Genomic DNA, 14188 nt, shown 5'->3' with positions numbered 1-14188 from the left:
GAGCAGGTGATTGTGTTGAAACCGACTGTCGGCGAGAAATGGTTCGGCATGTTGAATTATGGTATTCTTACGGTCATTGCAGCGCTTGCATTGTATCCGTTCTTGTATGTAGCTTCAGCTTCGATTAGCTCATCGGATGCGGTAGTGACCGGTAAAGTGCTTTTATTTCCTCAGGATATTACCTTTGCGGCTTATGGGAAGGTGTTAAATCAGAAGGGGATATGGCTGGCCTATGGCAATACGATATTTTACACAGTGGTTGGAACGGTCGTTAATTTAATTTTTACGATTCTGGGGGCTTATCCGCTTTCCAAAAAGAGATTGATTGGAGCATCCTTTATCAGCTTTATGGTAGCGCTTACGATGTTCATCAATATGAGCGGTACAGCTGGAATGATTCCCTTTTACTTAAACCTGCGGGATTTGGGCTTGTTGGATAAAAGGTTTACGATTATATTCGCATTTGCTGTGTTTACTTTCTATGTTTTCCTAATGAAAACCTTTTTCCAGGGCATTCCTGAAGAAATGGAAGAATCGGCCAAGGTGGACGGAGCGAATGACTGGCAAATTTTAACGAAAGTTTACTTGCCATTATCTTTGCCTTCACTTGCGAGTATCGGATTGTTTTGTGCGGTCGCCCGTTGGAACGGTTATTTCTGGACCATGGTTATACTTCGGGATGAAGATAAAATTCCTCTGCAGGTGTTATTACGCAAGTTAATCGTAGAGATGAAGCTGACGGAAGAAATGATGAGTGCGGCGGATATTTCCAAAGGCTTTTCGCAAGAGACCATTATTTATGCAACCATTATTGTATCCATCATTCCTATTTTGTTAGTGTATCCTTTTATTCAAAAATATTTTGTTAAAGGCATGATGCTAGGTGCGGTTAAAGAATGATATATTAGAGGAGGAACAATTATTATGGTTACTATGAAAAAAGTGAGCGGAGCTGCATTAGCAACGATTTTGGCTTGTGTACCTTTGGCTGCATGCTCAGACGGGAGCGCTAAGAACACGACTGCCGGGTCTGAGCAAGGTAAGGGGCAAGCTTCACAATCTGCTGCAAGCGGTTCCAAGGTTAGTGATAAGCTGCTGGAGCTGAGCATTCATTTTCACGATGGGGACAACAAAGTGTTCAAGGATGATTTCCCGGTATTTAAAAAAGCCCAGGAAATGACGAACGTGAAGCTGCACGGTACAGCGCCGCCAAGTGCTACGAACAGCCGCGAGGTGTTTAATATGATGCTGGCTTCAGGTAAATTGCCCGACATCGTAGGCGGCTTGAAGCTTGATATGAATAAAGCCGCACTTGACGGGGCATTGGAGCCGTTGGACGATCTCATTGAGAAGCATGCTCCTAATATTAAAAAATTTCTGCAGACCAACAAATGGGCAAAGGCTGGTTCGGTAGCCAGCGATGGCAAGCTGTATTTCATCCCTTACATTATGGAAGGTGAAGCCTCCGAAGGCTGGTACATTCGGCAGGACTGGCTGGATAAACTGGGAATGAAAGCACCGAAGACGGTGGATGAATATTATCAGACGTTGAAGGCTTTCCGGGAAAAGGATCCTAATGGCAACGGCAAAAAGGATGAAGTGCCTTATTTTGGCCGCAATAACAAGGAAGCCATTACGCAGCTGGTTCCTTTGTTCGGAGTACGGCCCGAATGGCATGTGATCAACGGTAAAGTTCAGTACGGGAAATATTTGCCTGAATACAAGGATGCGATGGTTAACATTTCCAAGTGGTACAAAGAAGATCTCATCGACAAGGAAATTTACACCAGGGGAGCGAAGGCAAGGGAAGTATTGCTGGGAGATAACGTTGGCGGCGCTACACATGACTGGTTCCCAAGCTCAGCTACATACAACGACACGTTAAAGGATAAAATCCAAGGTTTTAAATTTGTAGTAATGGCTCCAGTCGCGGATAAAAACGGAAAAGTGTGGCAGGAATACAGCCGGATGCTGCTTCGGGACAAGGGCTGGGGAATAGCTTCTACAAGTAAGAACAAAGTAGAGGTCATCAAATATTTTGATTTCTGGTTTACACCGGAAGGCAGAAGGCTGATGAACTTCGGTATCGAAGGGGTTCAGTACGATATGAAGGACGGCAAGCCGATCTTCAAACCTGAGGTTTTGAATGGCAAAGAACCGGTTAATAAGCAACTATGGGATATTGGAGCCCAGCTGGATATCGGCTATCAAATGGACCTTTCTTACGAAACGCAGTGGACCAATCCAATTGCTAACACGGGTATTAAAATGTACATCGATAATAAATATTTCGCACCGCAGTTTCCTTCGGTATCGTTTACTCCAAAAGAGGAAAAGACGATCAGCGAGAAATGGCCGGCTATCGACACCTATATTAGAGAAATGCAGCAAAAGTGGGTCATGGGAGCGGAAGCGGTGGAACCGAACTATGATAAATATTTGAAACGACTAAAAGAAATGGGCATGGACGATATTGTTAAAATTTATCAGGATGCTTATGAGCGCTATCAAAAAAATGCCTAGTACTAAATAACATGGAGATGAACGATGAGAACTTTAGTAACGGTGTGGAGAAAAGAATTGAGAGACTTGATGTTTAGTGAAGAGGTTATTAAACAAATGCAAGCCGTATCGGATGTGGATTGGGTTGCAATGGACGAACCTTATGAAGCGGAGCAGCTGCGTCAGGACATTCATAAGTACGATGCCTGCATCCTTTCATGGGGTTCCCCAAAGGTAACGGCTGATATTTTGGCAGAGGCCAAGAAATTGAGATTTATCGGGCATGCGGCTGGTACTTTGACGCCTTATCTGGATCCGGCTGCTTTCGCTAATGGCATTACCGTGGTCAATGCCAATACCGCTCTTGCCCGTTCAACGGCTGAGTTAACGGTATCGCTTATGCTGGCCGGCTCCTGGGAGATCGGCAAGTACCGCGATCAACTGCGCAGCGGGTCCTGGGGCGATAACGGCAATACCGTAATGGGCTTATACGGCCAGAAGGTCGGCTTAATCGGCTATGGAGAAGTAGCGCGGGAGGTCATCCGCCTCCTGCGCGGGTTTGGCACAAGTATTCTGCTCTATTCTCCTTACTGCTCGCAGGAAGAGGCGAGAGAGCAGGGGATATCGTTAGGCAGCATGGAGGAAGTGCTAAGCGGGTGCCGTATCGTGTCTCTCCACGATACGCTTACAGCATCGACACGCGGGATGCTCGGTCAGGAGCAGCTTAGGCTGCTGCCTGACGGGGCATTGCTGGTCAATACAGCCCGCGGGCCGCTGATTGACGAGGCAGCGCTGCTGGAGCAGCTATCTGCAGGCCGTATTCACGCGGCTCTGGATGTGTACCATCGTGAGCCGCTTCCGGCGGACGACCCGCTGCTGAAGCTGCCTAATGTCATCTGCCTGCCGCATATCGGTGCCTATTCCGGCTATTGGAAATCTCAACTGGGAGCTATGGTTGTGGAGGATCTAGTAAATTTTGCAACAGATAAGCCATTATTGAGAGAAGTGACGGCCGAACGATTTGAACGGATGACGACTAAGTAGTGCGATGATGCTGTAATTTGAAGGAAGAGCTGCTGCTTGGAATAAATAGAATAAGCCGGGAGGAATACAAATGAAATTATCTTTTACGACATTGGGTTGTCCTGAATGGGAATTGGATTTGATCATCAAGAGAGCCGTGGAGTACGGCTTCGATGCCATCGATTTTCGCGGCCTTACTGGTGAAATGAATATTTATAAGCTGCCTGAGTTTTCAAGTCAGCTCAGCCATACGCGGGATCAAATCATGGATGCCGGCTTGAAGGTATCTTGCTTCTCCAGCTCTGTCCATATGTTCTCTGCAGAAAAATATGCACAGAACCTGGCAGAAATCAAAGAATATGCCAGACTATGCTCTTTCTTCGGAACCCGATATATCCGGGTATTCGGAGGAAGCATTGGAGAAACAGGCCGGGCAGAGGCTATTGAAACCATTGTGCGTCATTTCAAGGAAACAGGAGCGATAGCTAAGGAGAATGGAGTTAAGCTGCTGCTGGAAACGCATGATGATTGGACCTCCTGCGCAGATGTTAAAGTGGTGATGGAGCAAGTAGATCCTGAGGCTGTGGGCGTGCTATGGGATCTTCACCACCCGATCCGGACACTTGGTGAACAACCTGAGGATACATGGGCGGCGCTTGGACAATGGATTGAATATACCCATGTGAAGGATTCCCGCTTGCTGCCGGATGCAGACGGCAAGTTCAAATATTGCCTGACAGGAGAAGGCAATATTCCGCTGTCCGATATGTATAAGCTGCTGGAACGGAACGGCTATGACGGCTATTATACACTCGAATGGGAGAAGAAATGGCATCCAGACATTGAGAATGCTGAAGAAGCATTCCCGCAATATGTTCAATATATGCGCAATTTATCTAAGTAAGCGGAGAGGATGATTTAAAATGAGTGCAGATTCAAGAGTGCGTGCGGCTATTATTGGACAGGGCCGAAGCGGCAGATTGATTCATAGTGACACCTTAAAACGGCTTGGAGACAAATACGAAATTATTGCAATCGTTGATCCTCTGGAAAATCGCCGGCAAAAAGCTGTAGAGCTTTATGGATGCGACGTTTATAGTGACTATAAAGAGCTATTTGGACGCACTGATATTGATCTGGTAATCAATGCAACCCCAAGTCATCTGCACGTGCCTGTGACACTTGACTTGCTTGCTAACGGTTTTCAGGTCGTATGCGATAAACCGCTCGCAAGGTATGCGGCAGAAGTTGACCAATTAATCGAAGCATCGGAGAAATCCGGAAACAAGCTCTTTGTGTTCCAGCAATCTCGCTTTCTTCCAGCGTTCGAACAAATCCGCAAAATTATCGATTCCGGTGTAATTGGCCGCGTTGTACAAGTTAACATAACCTACAATGGCTTCGCCAGAAGATGGGATTGGCAAACGATTCAAGAATATAACGCGGGGAATCTGCTCAACACGGGCCCACATCCAGTCGATCAAGCTCTGCAATTTATTGGGATAGACGCAACACCTCAGGTAACATGCTATATGGACCGCACTAACACATTTGGCGATGCCGAGGATTATGTAAAGCTTCTGCTCCATGCTCCAGGCAAGCCGGTTGTTGATGTCGAGATATCATCATGCTCTGCGTACCCTAACTCAACCTATAACATTCAAGGTACTCGTGGAGGTATTAAAGGCAATGTTACACATCTGGATTGGAAATACTACAAACCGGAGGAAGCGCCTGAACAGCATTTGACGCGGGAACCTTATGTTAATGCGGAGGGTGATCCTGCTTATTGCAGGGAGGAGCTTAAGTGGCATGGAGATAGCTGGGAATTTGCTGATGAGCATAAGCTAGGTTCATTTGACCACATGTGCAGAGAATATTATGTCAGGCTGTACGACACACTTGCTACAGGAGAACCGCTTGGAATTACACTGGAGCAGGTTCGTCAGCAAATCGCTGTTATAGAGGAAAGCCACAGGCAGAACCCTGCACCTGCACGTGTACTTTCTTAATGTTTTTGATTACAGCATATATTCACTCATGAAATATTTGACTCGTCCCACATCATTCGATGCTGGGTCGGGTCTTTTGTTAACTTTATAAAAAGAGTGACAGCCGCCGTAATTCCACATCCCTCCCTCCATCCAAACGCACAAGCGAATGAATTTACTCAAAAAGAAAGGACCATCAGGATAATATGAGATCCTGACGGTTTTCTTAACTTAATATGTTAGCGGGGAGCGAAGCTTACCCCTTGTTTAGTTGAAAGTATAAGTTTTTATACTTGGAGTTGCTCAACTTGATAGATTGAAAGTCGGATTTCACTAAAAAGAATTCTGACTTTCTACTCGCAAGTAAAGTGCTCTACTAAAGCTCGAATGCATCTTCGTCGGGCAGTAGCGAATAGTTAACTGGAATTTCTGGAGCTAATTCTTCCGTTACATGCTTGTTGAGGAACTTAACTGGAAAAACTCCTTCTAATATAGGTATATTTAGGCAAAATGCAATAAATCACCGGAATTAACATGATGATTTCCAGTTATTCGCAAAAAAAAGCCTCAACGCCTGAAATTAACGGGAGGATTTCCCGCTATCTATGGGGAGTATCTGGCTGTTTACCTTTTTCAAGTTTTGATTGTTTAGGAATATGTGTTCCTATCGCGAGAAGATTGTTTATCATAGGATCACGACATCAACAGCGACTTAAGATCTCACATCTATCCCTCCTCAAACAGCAGTCGGAACCCACATCTATCCCTCCCCAAGCAGCAGTCGGAACCCCATATCAATCCCTCCCCAAGCAGAAGTCGGAACCCCACATCTATCCATCCCCAAGCAGCAGTCGAAACCCCATATCTATCCCTCCCCAAGCAGCGGCCATAATCCCACATCCATCCATTCCCACGCGCAAATGTAGATTGTATACCAAGCTGCTTTTAAGACACATATGCTAGTGAAATGGCTTCGAGTAGAAGCTTATCTGATAATATTAGAGTATAAGTTGGAACCGGAGGTTCACCTTCTAATTTTGCAAGAAAACTTATTAATAAATCGCGGTTGCTCATCTATGAAAGACTTCGATATAGTTTTTTTATCTTTAATCCTGCTCATGTCAGCCGTGCCAGAAAAGCATTCCACTCAGCGATAGAAACAAGGTTTTAACATCCTTATTGCTGTTTTAGTGAGAGTAAGTTAAAATTATTCTTTTAAACGTATTTGAAATTAAGCAATTACAGAGACTAAAGAATGCGAAAGGTGACCAGCATGATTGAGATAAAAATTTCCAAGCTTAGCAATGGTGAGTTCAATAGAGGGGTATTTGCGACACGTGATATAGCACCAGGAGAGCTTATCCATGAAGCACCGGTTATACCGTACCCAAATGAGGAGCATGTTTTCATAGAGAAAACAATACTTGACGACTACGTTTTTGAGTATGGTGCTAATCATACGGCTGTTTTATTAGGATATGGCAGCTTGTTTAATCATTCTTATAAACCGAATGCAACCTATGATATTAACTTTAATAATCATACCTTTGACTTTTTTGCCTACACGGCGATAAATGCGGGGGATGAGATACTAATCAACTATAATGGCGAGGTTGATTGCGATGACCCTTTATGGTTTACTGAAGGAGATTGACCTTAGTATTGCATGGTAGGGGGAGACGTCTATTGAATCAGCCGAACTCCAATAACGAATTGAATCTTCCTCGACAAACGGGCTCCAAATGGATGGGGGCAGCCGCGCAGAGGAGCATGTTATTTTTTGTTAGCTATGTTTTATTTGAAGTTTTACTGATCGCGATCGCAATCAGCATAGGCGGAGCCATAGATCGGATATTTGACATTCGAGCGTTGAGTGACTTCGGCCTGATTATGCTAATGCTGCTCTATCTTGTTATTACAGCGTTTCCATTTGTGGCATACGGCTTTTTAGCAGCTAAGAGGTTTCCAGCAAGCATACAAGTTCACATCGTTTCCTTACTGCCAGTAATAATAGTTGGATCCTATATATGGTACGCTACTTTCACAAGTGCGGTTGGTGCAAAATCTGATTTTGGCGGAATCACCTGGTTGCCTTATCAAATATTCGTCTTGTGGGCTTATCCCTTTTTTGAAAGCATTAAGCACTATATTACTGACAGCAGCGATATGAAGATTACAGCTTTACTGGCATCCTTTTGGCCGAGCTTATCTGTACTGGCAGGCATTTTTGTCCGTAAGGCAATAGCAAGTAATCGAGGAACCAGAATTTTCAAGACCGCTGCTATTACGGCGGCTTCTCTATGGCTTGTTATGTTCACTCTATCGTCCCTCTGGCCTAAACATACGATGTTCACAGCAGAGACCTACCCCCAAATCGATGGGGCTACAGCGGCTATTCCGTTCGGAAAAATTTTGATGCAAGAGCTGACGGGAACCAACAAGCCATGGGCGGAACAACATGTTTATTTTAATACTACCCATGCAGCCTATGAACATTTAATTGCCAAAAAAGCGGATCTGATCTTTGTGGCAGGACCTTCAGACGAAGAGCTCAAGCTCGCCGAAGCCAGTGGTGTGAAGCTGAAGCTTACGCCAATTGGTAAGGATGCTTTTATTTTTTTAGTTCATACTGACAATGAAGTTTCCAATCTTTCTATACGGCAGATTCAGGATATTTATGCAGGCAAGATTACTAGCTGGAGTGATGTCGGCGGGAAGAACGAGAGGATCATTGCTTTTCAACGCGAAAAAAATTCCGGCAGTCAGACGTATATGGAGCAGAAGGTTATGAAGGGGTTGCAGTTGGCCGAGCCGCCAAAGGAGAAAAAATCGTCAGGCATGGGGGGACTCATTGACGCTGTTGCCGACTATAAGAACGGAAGCTATTCGCTGGGCTATTCCTTTTACTATTTTGCCAATGAAATGCATAAACGTGAGCATGTAAAATTTCTTTCTGTTGAAGGAATCGAAAGCAATAAAGAGAACATCAGAAAAGGCACGTATCCTTATACGGCACTTTTGTATGCTGTAACCCGAGAAGGCGAACCGGCAGATAGCTCCGCGAGCAGGCTGCTTCAATGGCTGCAAAGCGATGTGGGCAAAGCTGCGATCGAAAGAGGCGGCTTTGTGCCTAATTAAACCCAAATGTCCTTCCCGCTCGTAGGTTCTTCAAACAATGAGATAATACTTATAACGAATGAGAGCTTGAGTCAATCCCCAGTGGAGTTGACTCAAGCTCTCATTGTCATGTAATTCCTTAGTCGCCGCCACCGCCGCAGCTGGAAGAACAGCTGGAGGAAGAAGAGGAGCAGCTTGAAGAAGAACCGCCGCTATCACTTCCCCCGCTGGAGTCCCCGCTACCGCTATCACTACCATTTCCGTGATGACGATTATTGTCGTCGCTCCATGAAGAAGAGCTGCAGCCGCTGCCACTGCCGCAGGAGGCACTGGAGGAGCCTGCTTCCTGAGCCCGCCGCTTGAGTTCCTCTTCGGCGAAATGCGGCTCCATGAGCTCCTCGAAGTTGGCAAACTCGGCTGCCGAGTAGAACATCAAGGCTCCGGCTAAATAAGGCATGTAAGCGGCCGACTCATGGACTGGCCGCTCCGCGGCATAAGAAGCTCCTGGCACAGCCCCATGAGCTTGCTCCTTGGCCTTGCGGATCAGCAGCGAGACCGTATTCCGGATCTCGGGATATCGTTCGGCCGCAGCCCGGTTGAATCTGTTGGCGGTCAGCTCGGATTCGCTGCCCTGCCGCAATTCATCCAGCAGCCTGGGATCGAGCGGATGCCGGAAGAATGGCTGCCAAATGTGGGTAGAGTAGGGTGTCGGAACGAAGAGTTGGGCATACACCCAATCGAACCATGCCCGTCCATGGGGATCAGGTTGACCATCAGAATGCGGTCCGTGATGTACAGGTGTGCCGATGAACGTTTCGCCAAACCGCGAATATTCTCTAGTGAACATCAGCATCTCATGCCAGATGTCATCTACTGACTGGCTGAACATGGGCACATCCTTTAACAATGCGGTCATGAGAAAATATCGTTTTAGCTCCAGCAGCTTCCAATTGAATTCTGCTACGGACATTTGCGGGTTCTGCCTCAGAATTCGTTCGCGCAGCTTGAGGATGAACTCCTCTGGCAGTGCTTGTTCAAGCCGGACTACAGCAGGCTTCAAGGGAAGCTGCGGCTGTATGCCTAGCAGATCGGGCAATGGGGCATCATCATAAATAGGTTTGGGAGGTGCCATATAATTGCGTTTACCTCTTGGATCGGCTTTCCTATTGCTGGATCGGCTAATAATTGCGATAAGTATGAGGACAACTAAGATGATAATGAGTACAGTCATGCAATCCCTCCTAAAAGTTTTCGTGTAAATATAATTAACAGCTTATTGTTCCGACCATTTTAGGCGCCAGCTGTGCATTTCATGGAGCACTTTCTGAAAATCTCTTCCTCTGTCGGTCAGCGAGTACTCCACTGTTACCGGTACAGTCGGAAAAACTTGCCGCTGTATAATTTCATTTTGTTCCAAATGCCGCAATATATCAGTTAAAGATTTGGTGCTTGTCCAGGCTTTTTCGAAGCTGATTGAAGCGCTGCACCCCATTATTAAAAAGCTGCCCCAATACTAAAAAAGACCATTTGCCACCCATAATTCGGAAAACCTCTCCAATAGAAGCCAAGCACTGTTCTTCATTTTCAGCTCTGGTCACATCTATTCCTCCTTACTTAAATTTAGTAAGTTCATAATCTGAAACAATGTAAAAATAAAGTGCCTACTTTAAATTTTATTGGTTCATCTTTACAATATCAATAGGGCGCCCGAATCAGCAATACAGAAAAGGAGAACAACTATGTATTCTGTTAACCCAAAAGTCCTGATTATTGGGGCAACCGGACAGCAAGGTGGTGCGGCTGTAAGACAATTACTGGACAAAGGCTGGGCTGTTCGGGCAATGGTAAGGGATTTGCAAAAAAAGGAAGCCATAGAGCTGCAAAAGCTTGGCGCTGAATTAGTATGGGGAGATCTGGAGCAGCCTTCTTCAGTAGAGGAGGCTATGAGGGATGTTTATGGAGTTTTTAGTGTTCAAGCTCTTTATTTTGACGATCTGGACAAGGAAGTTCGGCATGGTAAAATAGTTGCTGATGCTGCTGCGGCAGCGGGAGTATCTCATTTGGTTTATAGCTCAGTTAGCGGTGCAGATAGGAATACGGGCATTACATCATTCGAAAATAAGGGAGATATCGAGCGTTACATTCATAATTTGAATCTGCCCGCTACAATCCTTAGACCCGTCATGTTTATGGACAACTTCAAGTCGCTGCTCGAACCCATCAACGAATTAATCAATATTCCCTACATGGGGGCGGAAGAAAGCAAGCTTCAGATGATTGCTGTGCAGGATATCGGTGCCATTGCCGCCATAGCTTTTAGCGAGCCCGATAAGTACATTGGAAAAGCTCTTGAAATTGCGGGCGATGAATTGACCTTACATCAGATTATTCAAATGATCAGTAAGGTTTTCGAGTCTCATACCGTTGCTTACCAAACACCGCCAATTGTCCAGGAAGCAGTTAACGAGCATGATGGGACGAAAGCTAATGCTTTTTTTCAGAGGGAAGATTATTTGGCTAATATTCAAAGCGTACGCGCAATACATCCGAGGCTGCTCGATTATGAGGCTTGGTTGCGTCTGACCAAGCTGCAGCTCCAATAAACAATTCATAAAAACACCTCCTGAGCCGTTCGTTGAACGGGACAGGAGGTGTTTGCAAATGGATTGACCTCTGGTAGCGTGCACCAGCTTTACTTATAAGCTACAGCCCGGATCGGCGAGCCCGAGCCTTGTTTGATCTTTAACGGAAAGGCAATCATATAGGACTCGCCTATAATGGCCTCCAGCTTCGTCAAGTTTTCGATAATGTTGATCCCATTGCCAAGAAGGGCGTAGTGGGCGGGGGCTCCTACCGCATAATAGCTATCAATGGCCAGTACATCGCAGCCGACGGCTTTGATCTGCTTGGAAACCAAATATTGTGCGGCTTCGCCGCTGAGACCCGGCCAAGATTTGCTGTAAGTTTGGCTTACCGAGCGTGGCTCCCAATAGCGGTCCCAGCCGAATCGAAAGTTGACAATATCACCTTTTTCGATAACATGATGCTCTTGCTCCCATTGCTGTATGATCTCCGTTGTCACTAAGTCGGTATCTTTGAAATAGGATACATCCAAAGTTAGGGCGCGCCCAAAACATTGGGTAACCGGAGTTTCGTCCATATACAAATGCTCCGGGTGATCCTCTTTGAGGAAGTGGGCGGTGGCATCGATATGGGTTCCGCAATGTTCGTTAATAATAAGCTGATATAACAGCGCCTGGCTTCCGGTTTCGAATGAATCCCAGATGGTATGGAAATAACGTGAATGCGTCGGGTAAATGGGCATATCTTCCTCTAATGTGTGGGACAGATCAATTGCTTCCATACTTTGCAGCAGAGTGGATAATTGTTTGGCTTTGGACACGGGGATTCCGCCTTTCTTGTTTCGAATCAATGGAATTTTATGAAATCTTACGAAACTCTATGAAATTGGATGGAATCTAATATAGTCTGCCATGATAGGCATTTTCAATAATAGCCTGGATATCGCGAGGACTGGTAAGTCTGGGATTGATAAGAACATTACCACTTTTCATCGCGTCAGACACCATCTTGGGAAGCTGGTCCAAGGTGACGCCAAGCTGCTGGATGGTAGTAGGAATGCTCAATGCAGCATTAAGCTTGACGACAATCTCAATGGCCTTCTCAGCGGCTTCCTCTGAAGTTAAGCTGCTCGTGTCTGCTCCAAGCGCGGCGGCAATATCCCGCATTTTTTCCGGGCAAGCAGGCAGGTTGAACTTCATAACATAAGGCAGCAGCGAGGCATTAGCTACACCATGTGCAATGTTGAATATTCCTCCTATTGTATGGGAAATGGCATGCACATTGCCTAATCTGGATTGCGCGAACGCTGCTCCTGCCATCATAGAAGCGATAAGCATTCCTTCTCTGCTATCCATATCATCCCCGACAAAATAAGCGGACTTCAGATGCTTGCCAATCATTGCAATCGCTTCCAATGCGAACGCACGGCTAACCGGAGTTGCACCCTTGGAGGTGTACGATTCTATTGCATGCGTCAGCGCATCCATTCCAGTGGCGGCGGTAATATCCGGCGGCAGCTTCTTGGTCAGCTCGGCGTCCAGCAGGGCCAGCTTCGGAAATAAATAAGGGCTTATAACAGCAGCCTTAAATTGAGTTTGTGTATTAGTAACGATAGTGGAGGCTGTCACTTCACTTCCTGTACCTGCCGTAGTAGGAATAGCGATAAGCGGATACCCGGCATTCTGAATTTTACCTACGCCTTCGTAGTCCAGGATATGCCCGCTATTCGTAGCCATGATAGCGATACCCTTGGCTGTGTCGATACTGCTTCCTCCGCCGATGGCGAGAACATGCTGTATTCCCGATGCCTTCAGCTTCTCAAGACCATTCATAATACTATTTGCGCTTGGGTTGGGCTCGGTTTCATCAAAAATCTCAAAGGCAATGCGCTGCTCATGAAGGCATTGTTCAATGGGCTCCAGCAGCCCGGCCATTCGGATTCCACGATCCGTCACAATGAACACACGGTCAGCCTGATAGGATTGGAGAATTTCACCGATTTTACGGCTTATGCCTAAACCGCATTCCACAGTAGTCGGCATAGCATATTTAAAATTCATCTAAGGAACCATCCTTCCTCTATTGGACTAACTAATAGGCTTGATTTAATTTTAGTATGAATTTCGTTAAGAATCACTACAAATTTTGCCATAGATCGCTTGAATTATTGTACTATAGGAAATAGTGATCTGATTAAACAAAAAGGAGAGATTCATGATGCTAGGTAAAGCCGCACTAATTACAGGAGCTGCGACAGGAATCGGTAAAGCGATTGCACTTCGTTTGGCTAAGGAAGGCGTACATATTACGATTAATTATTCCAAATCCGAGAAAGAAGCGTTGGAAACAAAGAAGGAGGTTGAGGCGCTTGGCGTGAAATGTCTGTTGGCCCAGGCAACTGTGTCGGACGATCAGCAGGTGAGGTCCATGGTTAAGCAAACTATCGAAGCTTTTGGACGTTTGGATATATTGGTCAATAATGCGGGAGTTACCGATTTCGTTAGACATGATGACCTGGAAGGCTTGAAGGAAGAATATTGGGATCGGGTTATGGATGTTAATGTTAAAGGCATGTTCTTCTGCTGCCGCGCTGCTGAATCCGAATTGAGGAAACAGCATGGTTGCATCGTGAATATTACATCCGTGGCTGGACTAACAGGATTAGGCAGCTCTATCGCTTATGCGGCTTCTAAGGCTGCGGCGATTAGTGTAACGAAATCGTTGGCGAGAGTGATGGCACCCGAAGTACGAGTAAACTCGGTTGCCCCCGGCATAGTTCAGACGCGTTGGATCGAAGGCCAGGGGGAGCATGTTTCACGGCTGGCGGAGGGAACTCCACTTGGCAGAATTGCAACGCCTGAGGATGTGGCGGAGGCAGCTTATTCGTTAGTCGCTCATTCCTCTTTTATTACCGGGGAGACGATTAAAGTTGACGGCGGAATGTTCATCTAAAATTAGTTGAGGAGAAGGGG

The 14188-nt window shown here is 45.9% G+C and carries 14 protein-coding genes; 9 read left to right on the top strand and 5 right to left on the bottom strand.

The genetic code is table 11. The features are described from left to right. The first annotated feature begins 12 nt into the window (after window positions 1-12). From NV381_RS10410 to NV381_RS10380, 7 genes are all read left to right on the top strand, one after another. On the top strand, window positions 13-900 hold the full coding sequence (locus NV381_RS10410; RefSeq protein WP_258213207.1) for a carbohydrate ABC transporter permease: 888 nt from the start codon (window positions 13-15) through the stop codon (window positions 898-900). Window positions 901-924: 24 nt separating this feature from the next. Next, window positions 925-2523, top strand: coding sequence for an extracellular solute-binding protein (locus NV381_RS10405; protein ID WP_258213206.1), 1599 nt, complete (start codon window positions 925-927; stop codon window positions 2521-2523). 24 nt (window positions 2524-2547) lie between these two features. Further along, window positions 2548-3546, top strand: coding sequence for a hydroxyacid dehydrogenase (locus NV381_RS10400; RefSeq protein ID WP_258213205.1), 999 nt, complete (start codon window positions 2548-2550; stop codon window positions 3544-3546). Window positions 3547-3616: 70 nt separating this feature from the next. After that, window positions 3617-4429: a sugar phosphate isomerase/epimerase family protein gene (locus NV381_RS10395; protein ID WP_258213204.1), complete on the top strand. Its 813-nt coding sequence runs from the start codon at window positions 3617-3619 to the stop codon at window positions 4427-4429. A gap of 19 nt (window positions 4430-4448) precedes the next feature. Further along, window positions 4449-5537 (top strand): Gfo/Idh/MocA family protein, encoded by a 1089-nt coding sequence (locus NV381_RS10390; protein WP_258213203.1) that lies wholly within the window; start codon window positions 4449-4451, stop codon window positions 5535-5537. A gap of 1252 nt (window positions 5538-6789) precedes the next feature. After that, window positions 6790-7170, top strand: coding sequence for an SET domain-containing protein (locus tag NV381_RS10385; RefSeq protein ID WP_258213202.1), 381 nt, complete (start codon window positions 6790-6792; stop codon window positions 7168-7170). Window positions 7171-7202: 32 nt separating this feature from the next. Further along, complete coding sequence (locus NV381_RS10380; protein ID WP_258213201.1) at window positions 7203-8654, top strand: PstS family phosphate ABC transporter substrate-binding protein; 1452 nt, start codon at window positions 7203-7205, stop codon at window positions 8652-8654. Window positions 8655-8772: 118 nt separating this feature from the next. Here NV381_RS10380 and NV381_RS10375 read toward each other — a convergent pair whose 3' ends face one another. The 3 genes from NV381_RS10375 to NV381_RS38420 are packed head-to-tail and all read right to left on the bottom strand — an operon-like array spanning window position 8773 to window position 10231. Further along, the gene (locus NV381_RS10375) at window positions 8773-9864 is read right to left on the bottom strand and encodes a hypothetical protein (protein WP_258213200.1); all 1092 of its coding nucleotides are present in this window, start codon (window positions 9862-9864) and stop codon (window positions 8773-8775) included. A 42-nt stretch (window positions 9865-9906) separates the two neighbouring features. Further along, window positions 9907-10125 (bottom strand): winged helix-turn-helix transcriptional regulator, encoded by a 219-nt coding sequence (locus NV381_RS10370; RefSeq protein WP_419182257.1) that lies wholly within the window; start codon window positions 10123-10125, stop codon window positions 9907-9909. After that, window positions 10064-10231 carry a winged helix-turn-helix transcriptional regulator gene (locus tag NV381_RS38420; protein ID WP_419182256.1) on the bottom strand — a complete coding sequence of 56 codons (168 nt, stop codon included), beginning with the start codon at window positions 10229-10231 and terminating at the stop codon, window positions 10064-10066. Before NV381_RS38420 ends, NV381_RS10370 begins: the two co-directional genes overlap by 62 nt. Before the next feature lie 141 nt (window positions 10232-10372). Here NV381_RS38420 and NV381_RS10365 point away from each other — a divergent pair, with 141 nt between their 5' ends. Continuing rightward, complete coding sequence (locus tag NV381_RS10365; protein ID WP_258213199.1) at window positions 10373-11236, top strand: NmrA/HSCARG family protein; 864 nt, start codon at window positions 10373-10375, stop codon at window positions 11234-11236. Window positions 11237-11325: 89 nt separating this feature from the next. On the opposite strand, the gene NV381_RS10360 is transcribed toward NV381_RS10365, so the two are convergent. Both NV381_RS10360 and NV381_RS10355 read right to left on the bottom strand, forming a co-directional pair. Beyond that, on the bottom strand, window positions 11326-12036 hold the full coding sequence (locus NV381_RS10360) for a cyclase family protein (protein WP_258213198.1): 711 nt from the start codon (window positions 12034-12036) through the stop codon (window positions 11326-11328). A gap of 76 nt (window positions 12037-12112) precedes the next feature. Next, window positions 12113-13276, bottom strand: coding sequence for an iron-containing alcohol dehydrogenase (locus tag NV381_RS10355; protein ID WP_258213197.1), 1164 nt, complete (start codon window positions 13274-13276; stop codon window positions 12113-12115). Between the two features lie 154 nt (window positions 13277-13430). On the opposite strand from NV381_RS10355, the gene NV381_RS10350 reads away from it, so the two are divergent. Beyond that, window positions 13431-14168, top strand: coding sequence for an SDR family NAD(P)-dependent oxidoreductase (locus NV381_RS10350; protein WP_258213196.1), 738 nt, complete (start codon window positions 13431-13433; stop codon window positions 14166-14168). The last annotated feature ends 20 nt before the right edge of the window (window positions 14169-14188 follow it).

The organism is Paenibacillus radicis (ex Xue et al. 2023) (assembly GCF_024722015.1).
Lineage (GTDB): Bacteria > Bacillota > Bacilli > Paenibacillales > NBRC-103111 > Paenibacillus_S.
Note: the sequence above shows the minus strand (reverse complement) of the source record. Positions and strands in the feature narration are given on the sequence as shown.

Excerpts from the sequence above, each read along its gene's own strand:
- NV381_RS10390 (WP_258213203.1), top strand. The coding sequence starts at position 4,449 with ATGAGTGCAGATTCAAGAGTGCGTGCGGCTATTATTGGACAGGGCCGA.
- NV381_RS10400 (WP_258213205.1), top strand. The coding sequence starts at position 2,548 with ATGAGAACTTTAGTAACGGTGTGGAGAAAAGAATTGAGAGACTTGATG.
- NV381_RS10405 (WP_258213206.1), top strand. The coding sequence starts at position 925 with ATGGTTACTATGAAAAAAGTGAGCGGAGCTGCATTAGCAACGATTTTG.
- NV381_RS10385 (WP_258213202.1), top strand. The coding sequence starts at position 6,790 with ATGATTGAGATAAAAATTTCCAAGCTTAGCAATGGTGAGTTCAATAGA.
- NV381_RS10395 (WP_258213204.1), top strand. The coding sequence starts at position 3,617 with ATGAAATTATCTTTTACGACATTGGGTTGTCCTGAATGGGAATTGGAT.
- NV381_RS10365 (WP_258213199.1), top strand. The coding sequence starts at position 10,373 with ATGTATTCTGTTAACCCAAAAGTCCTGATTATTGGGGCAACCGGACAG.
- NV381_RS10370 (WP_419182257.1), bottom strand. The coding sequence starts at position 10,125 with ATGGGGTGCAGCGCTTCAATCAGCTTCGAAAAAGCCTGGACAAGCACC.
- NV381_RS10375 (WP_258213200.1), bottom strand. The coding sequence starts at position 9,864 with ATGACTGTACTCATTATCATCTTAGTTGTCCTCATACTTATCGCAATT.
- NV381_RS10350 (WP_258213196.1), top strand. The coding sequence starts at position 13,431 with ATGATGCTAGGTAAAGCCGCACTAATTACAGGAGCTGCGACAGGAATC.
- NV381_RS10355 (WP_258213197.1), bottom strand. The coding sequence starts at position 13,276 with ATGAATTTTAAATATGCTATGCCGACTACTGTGGAATGCGGTTTAGGC.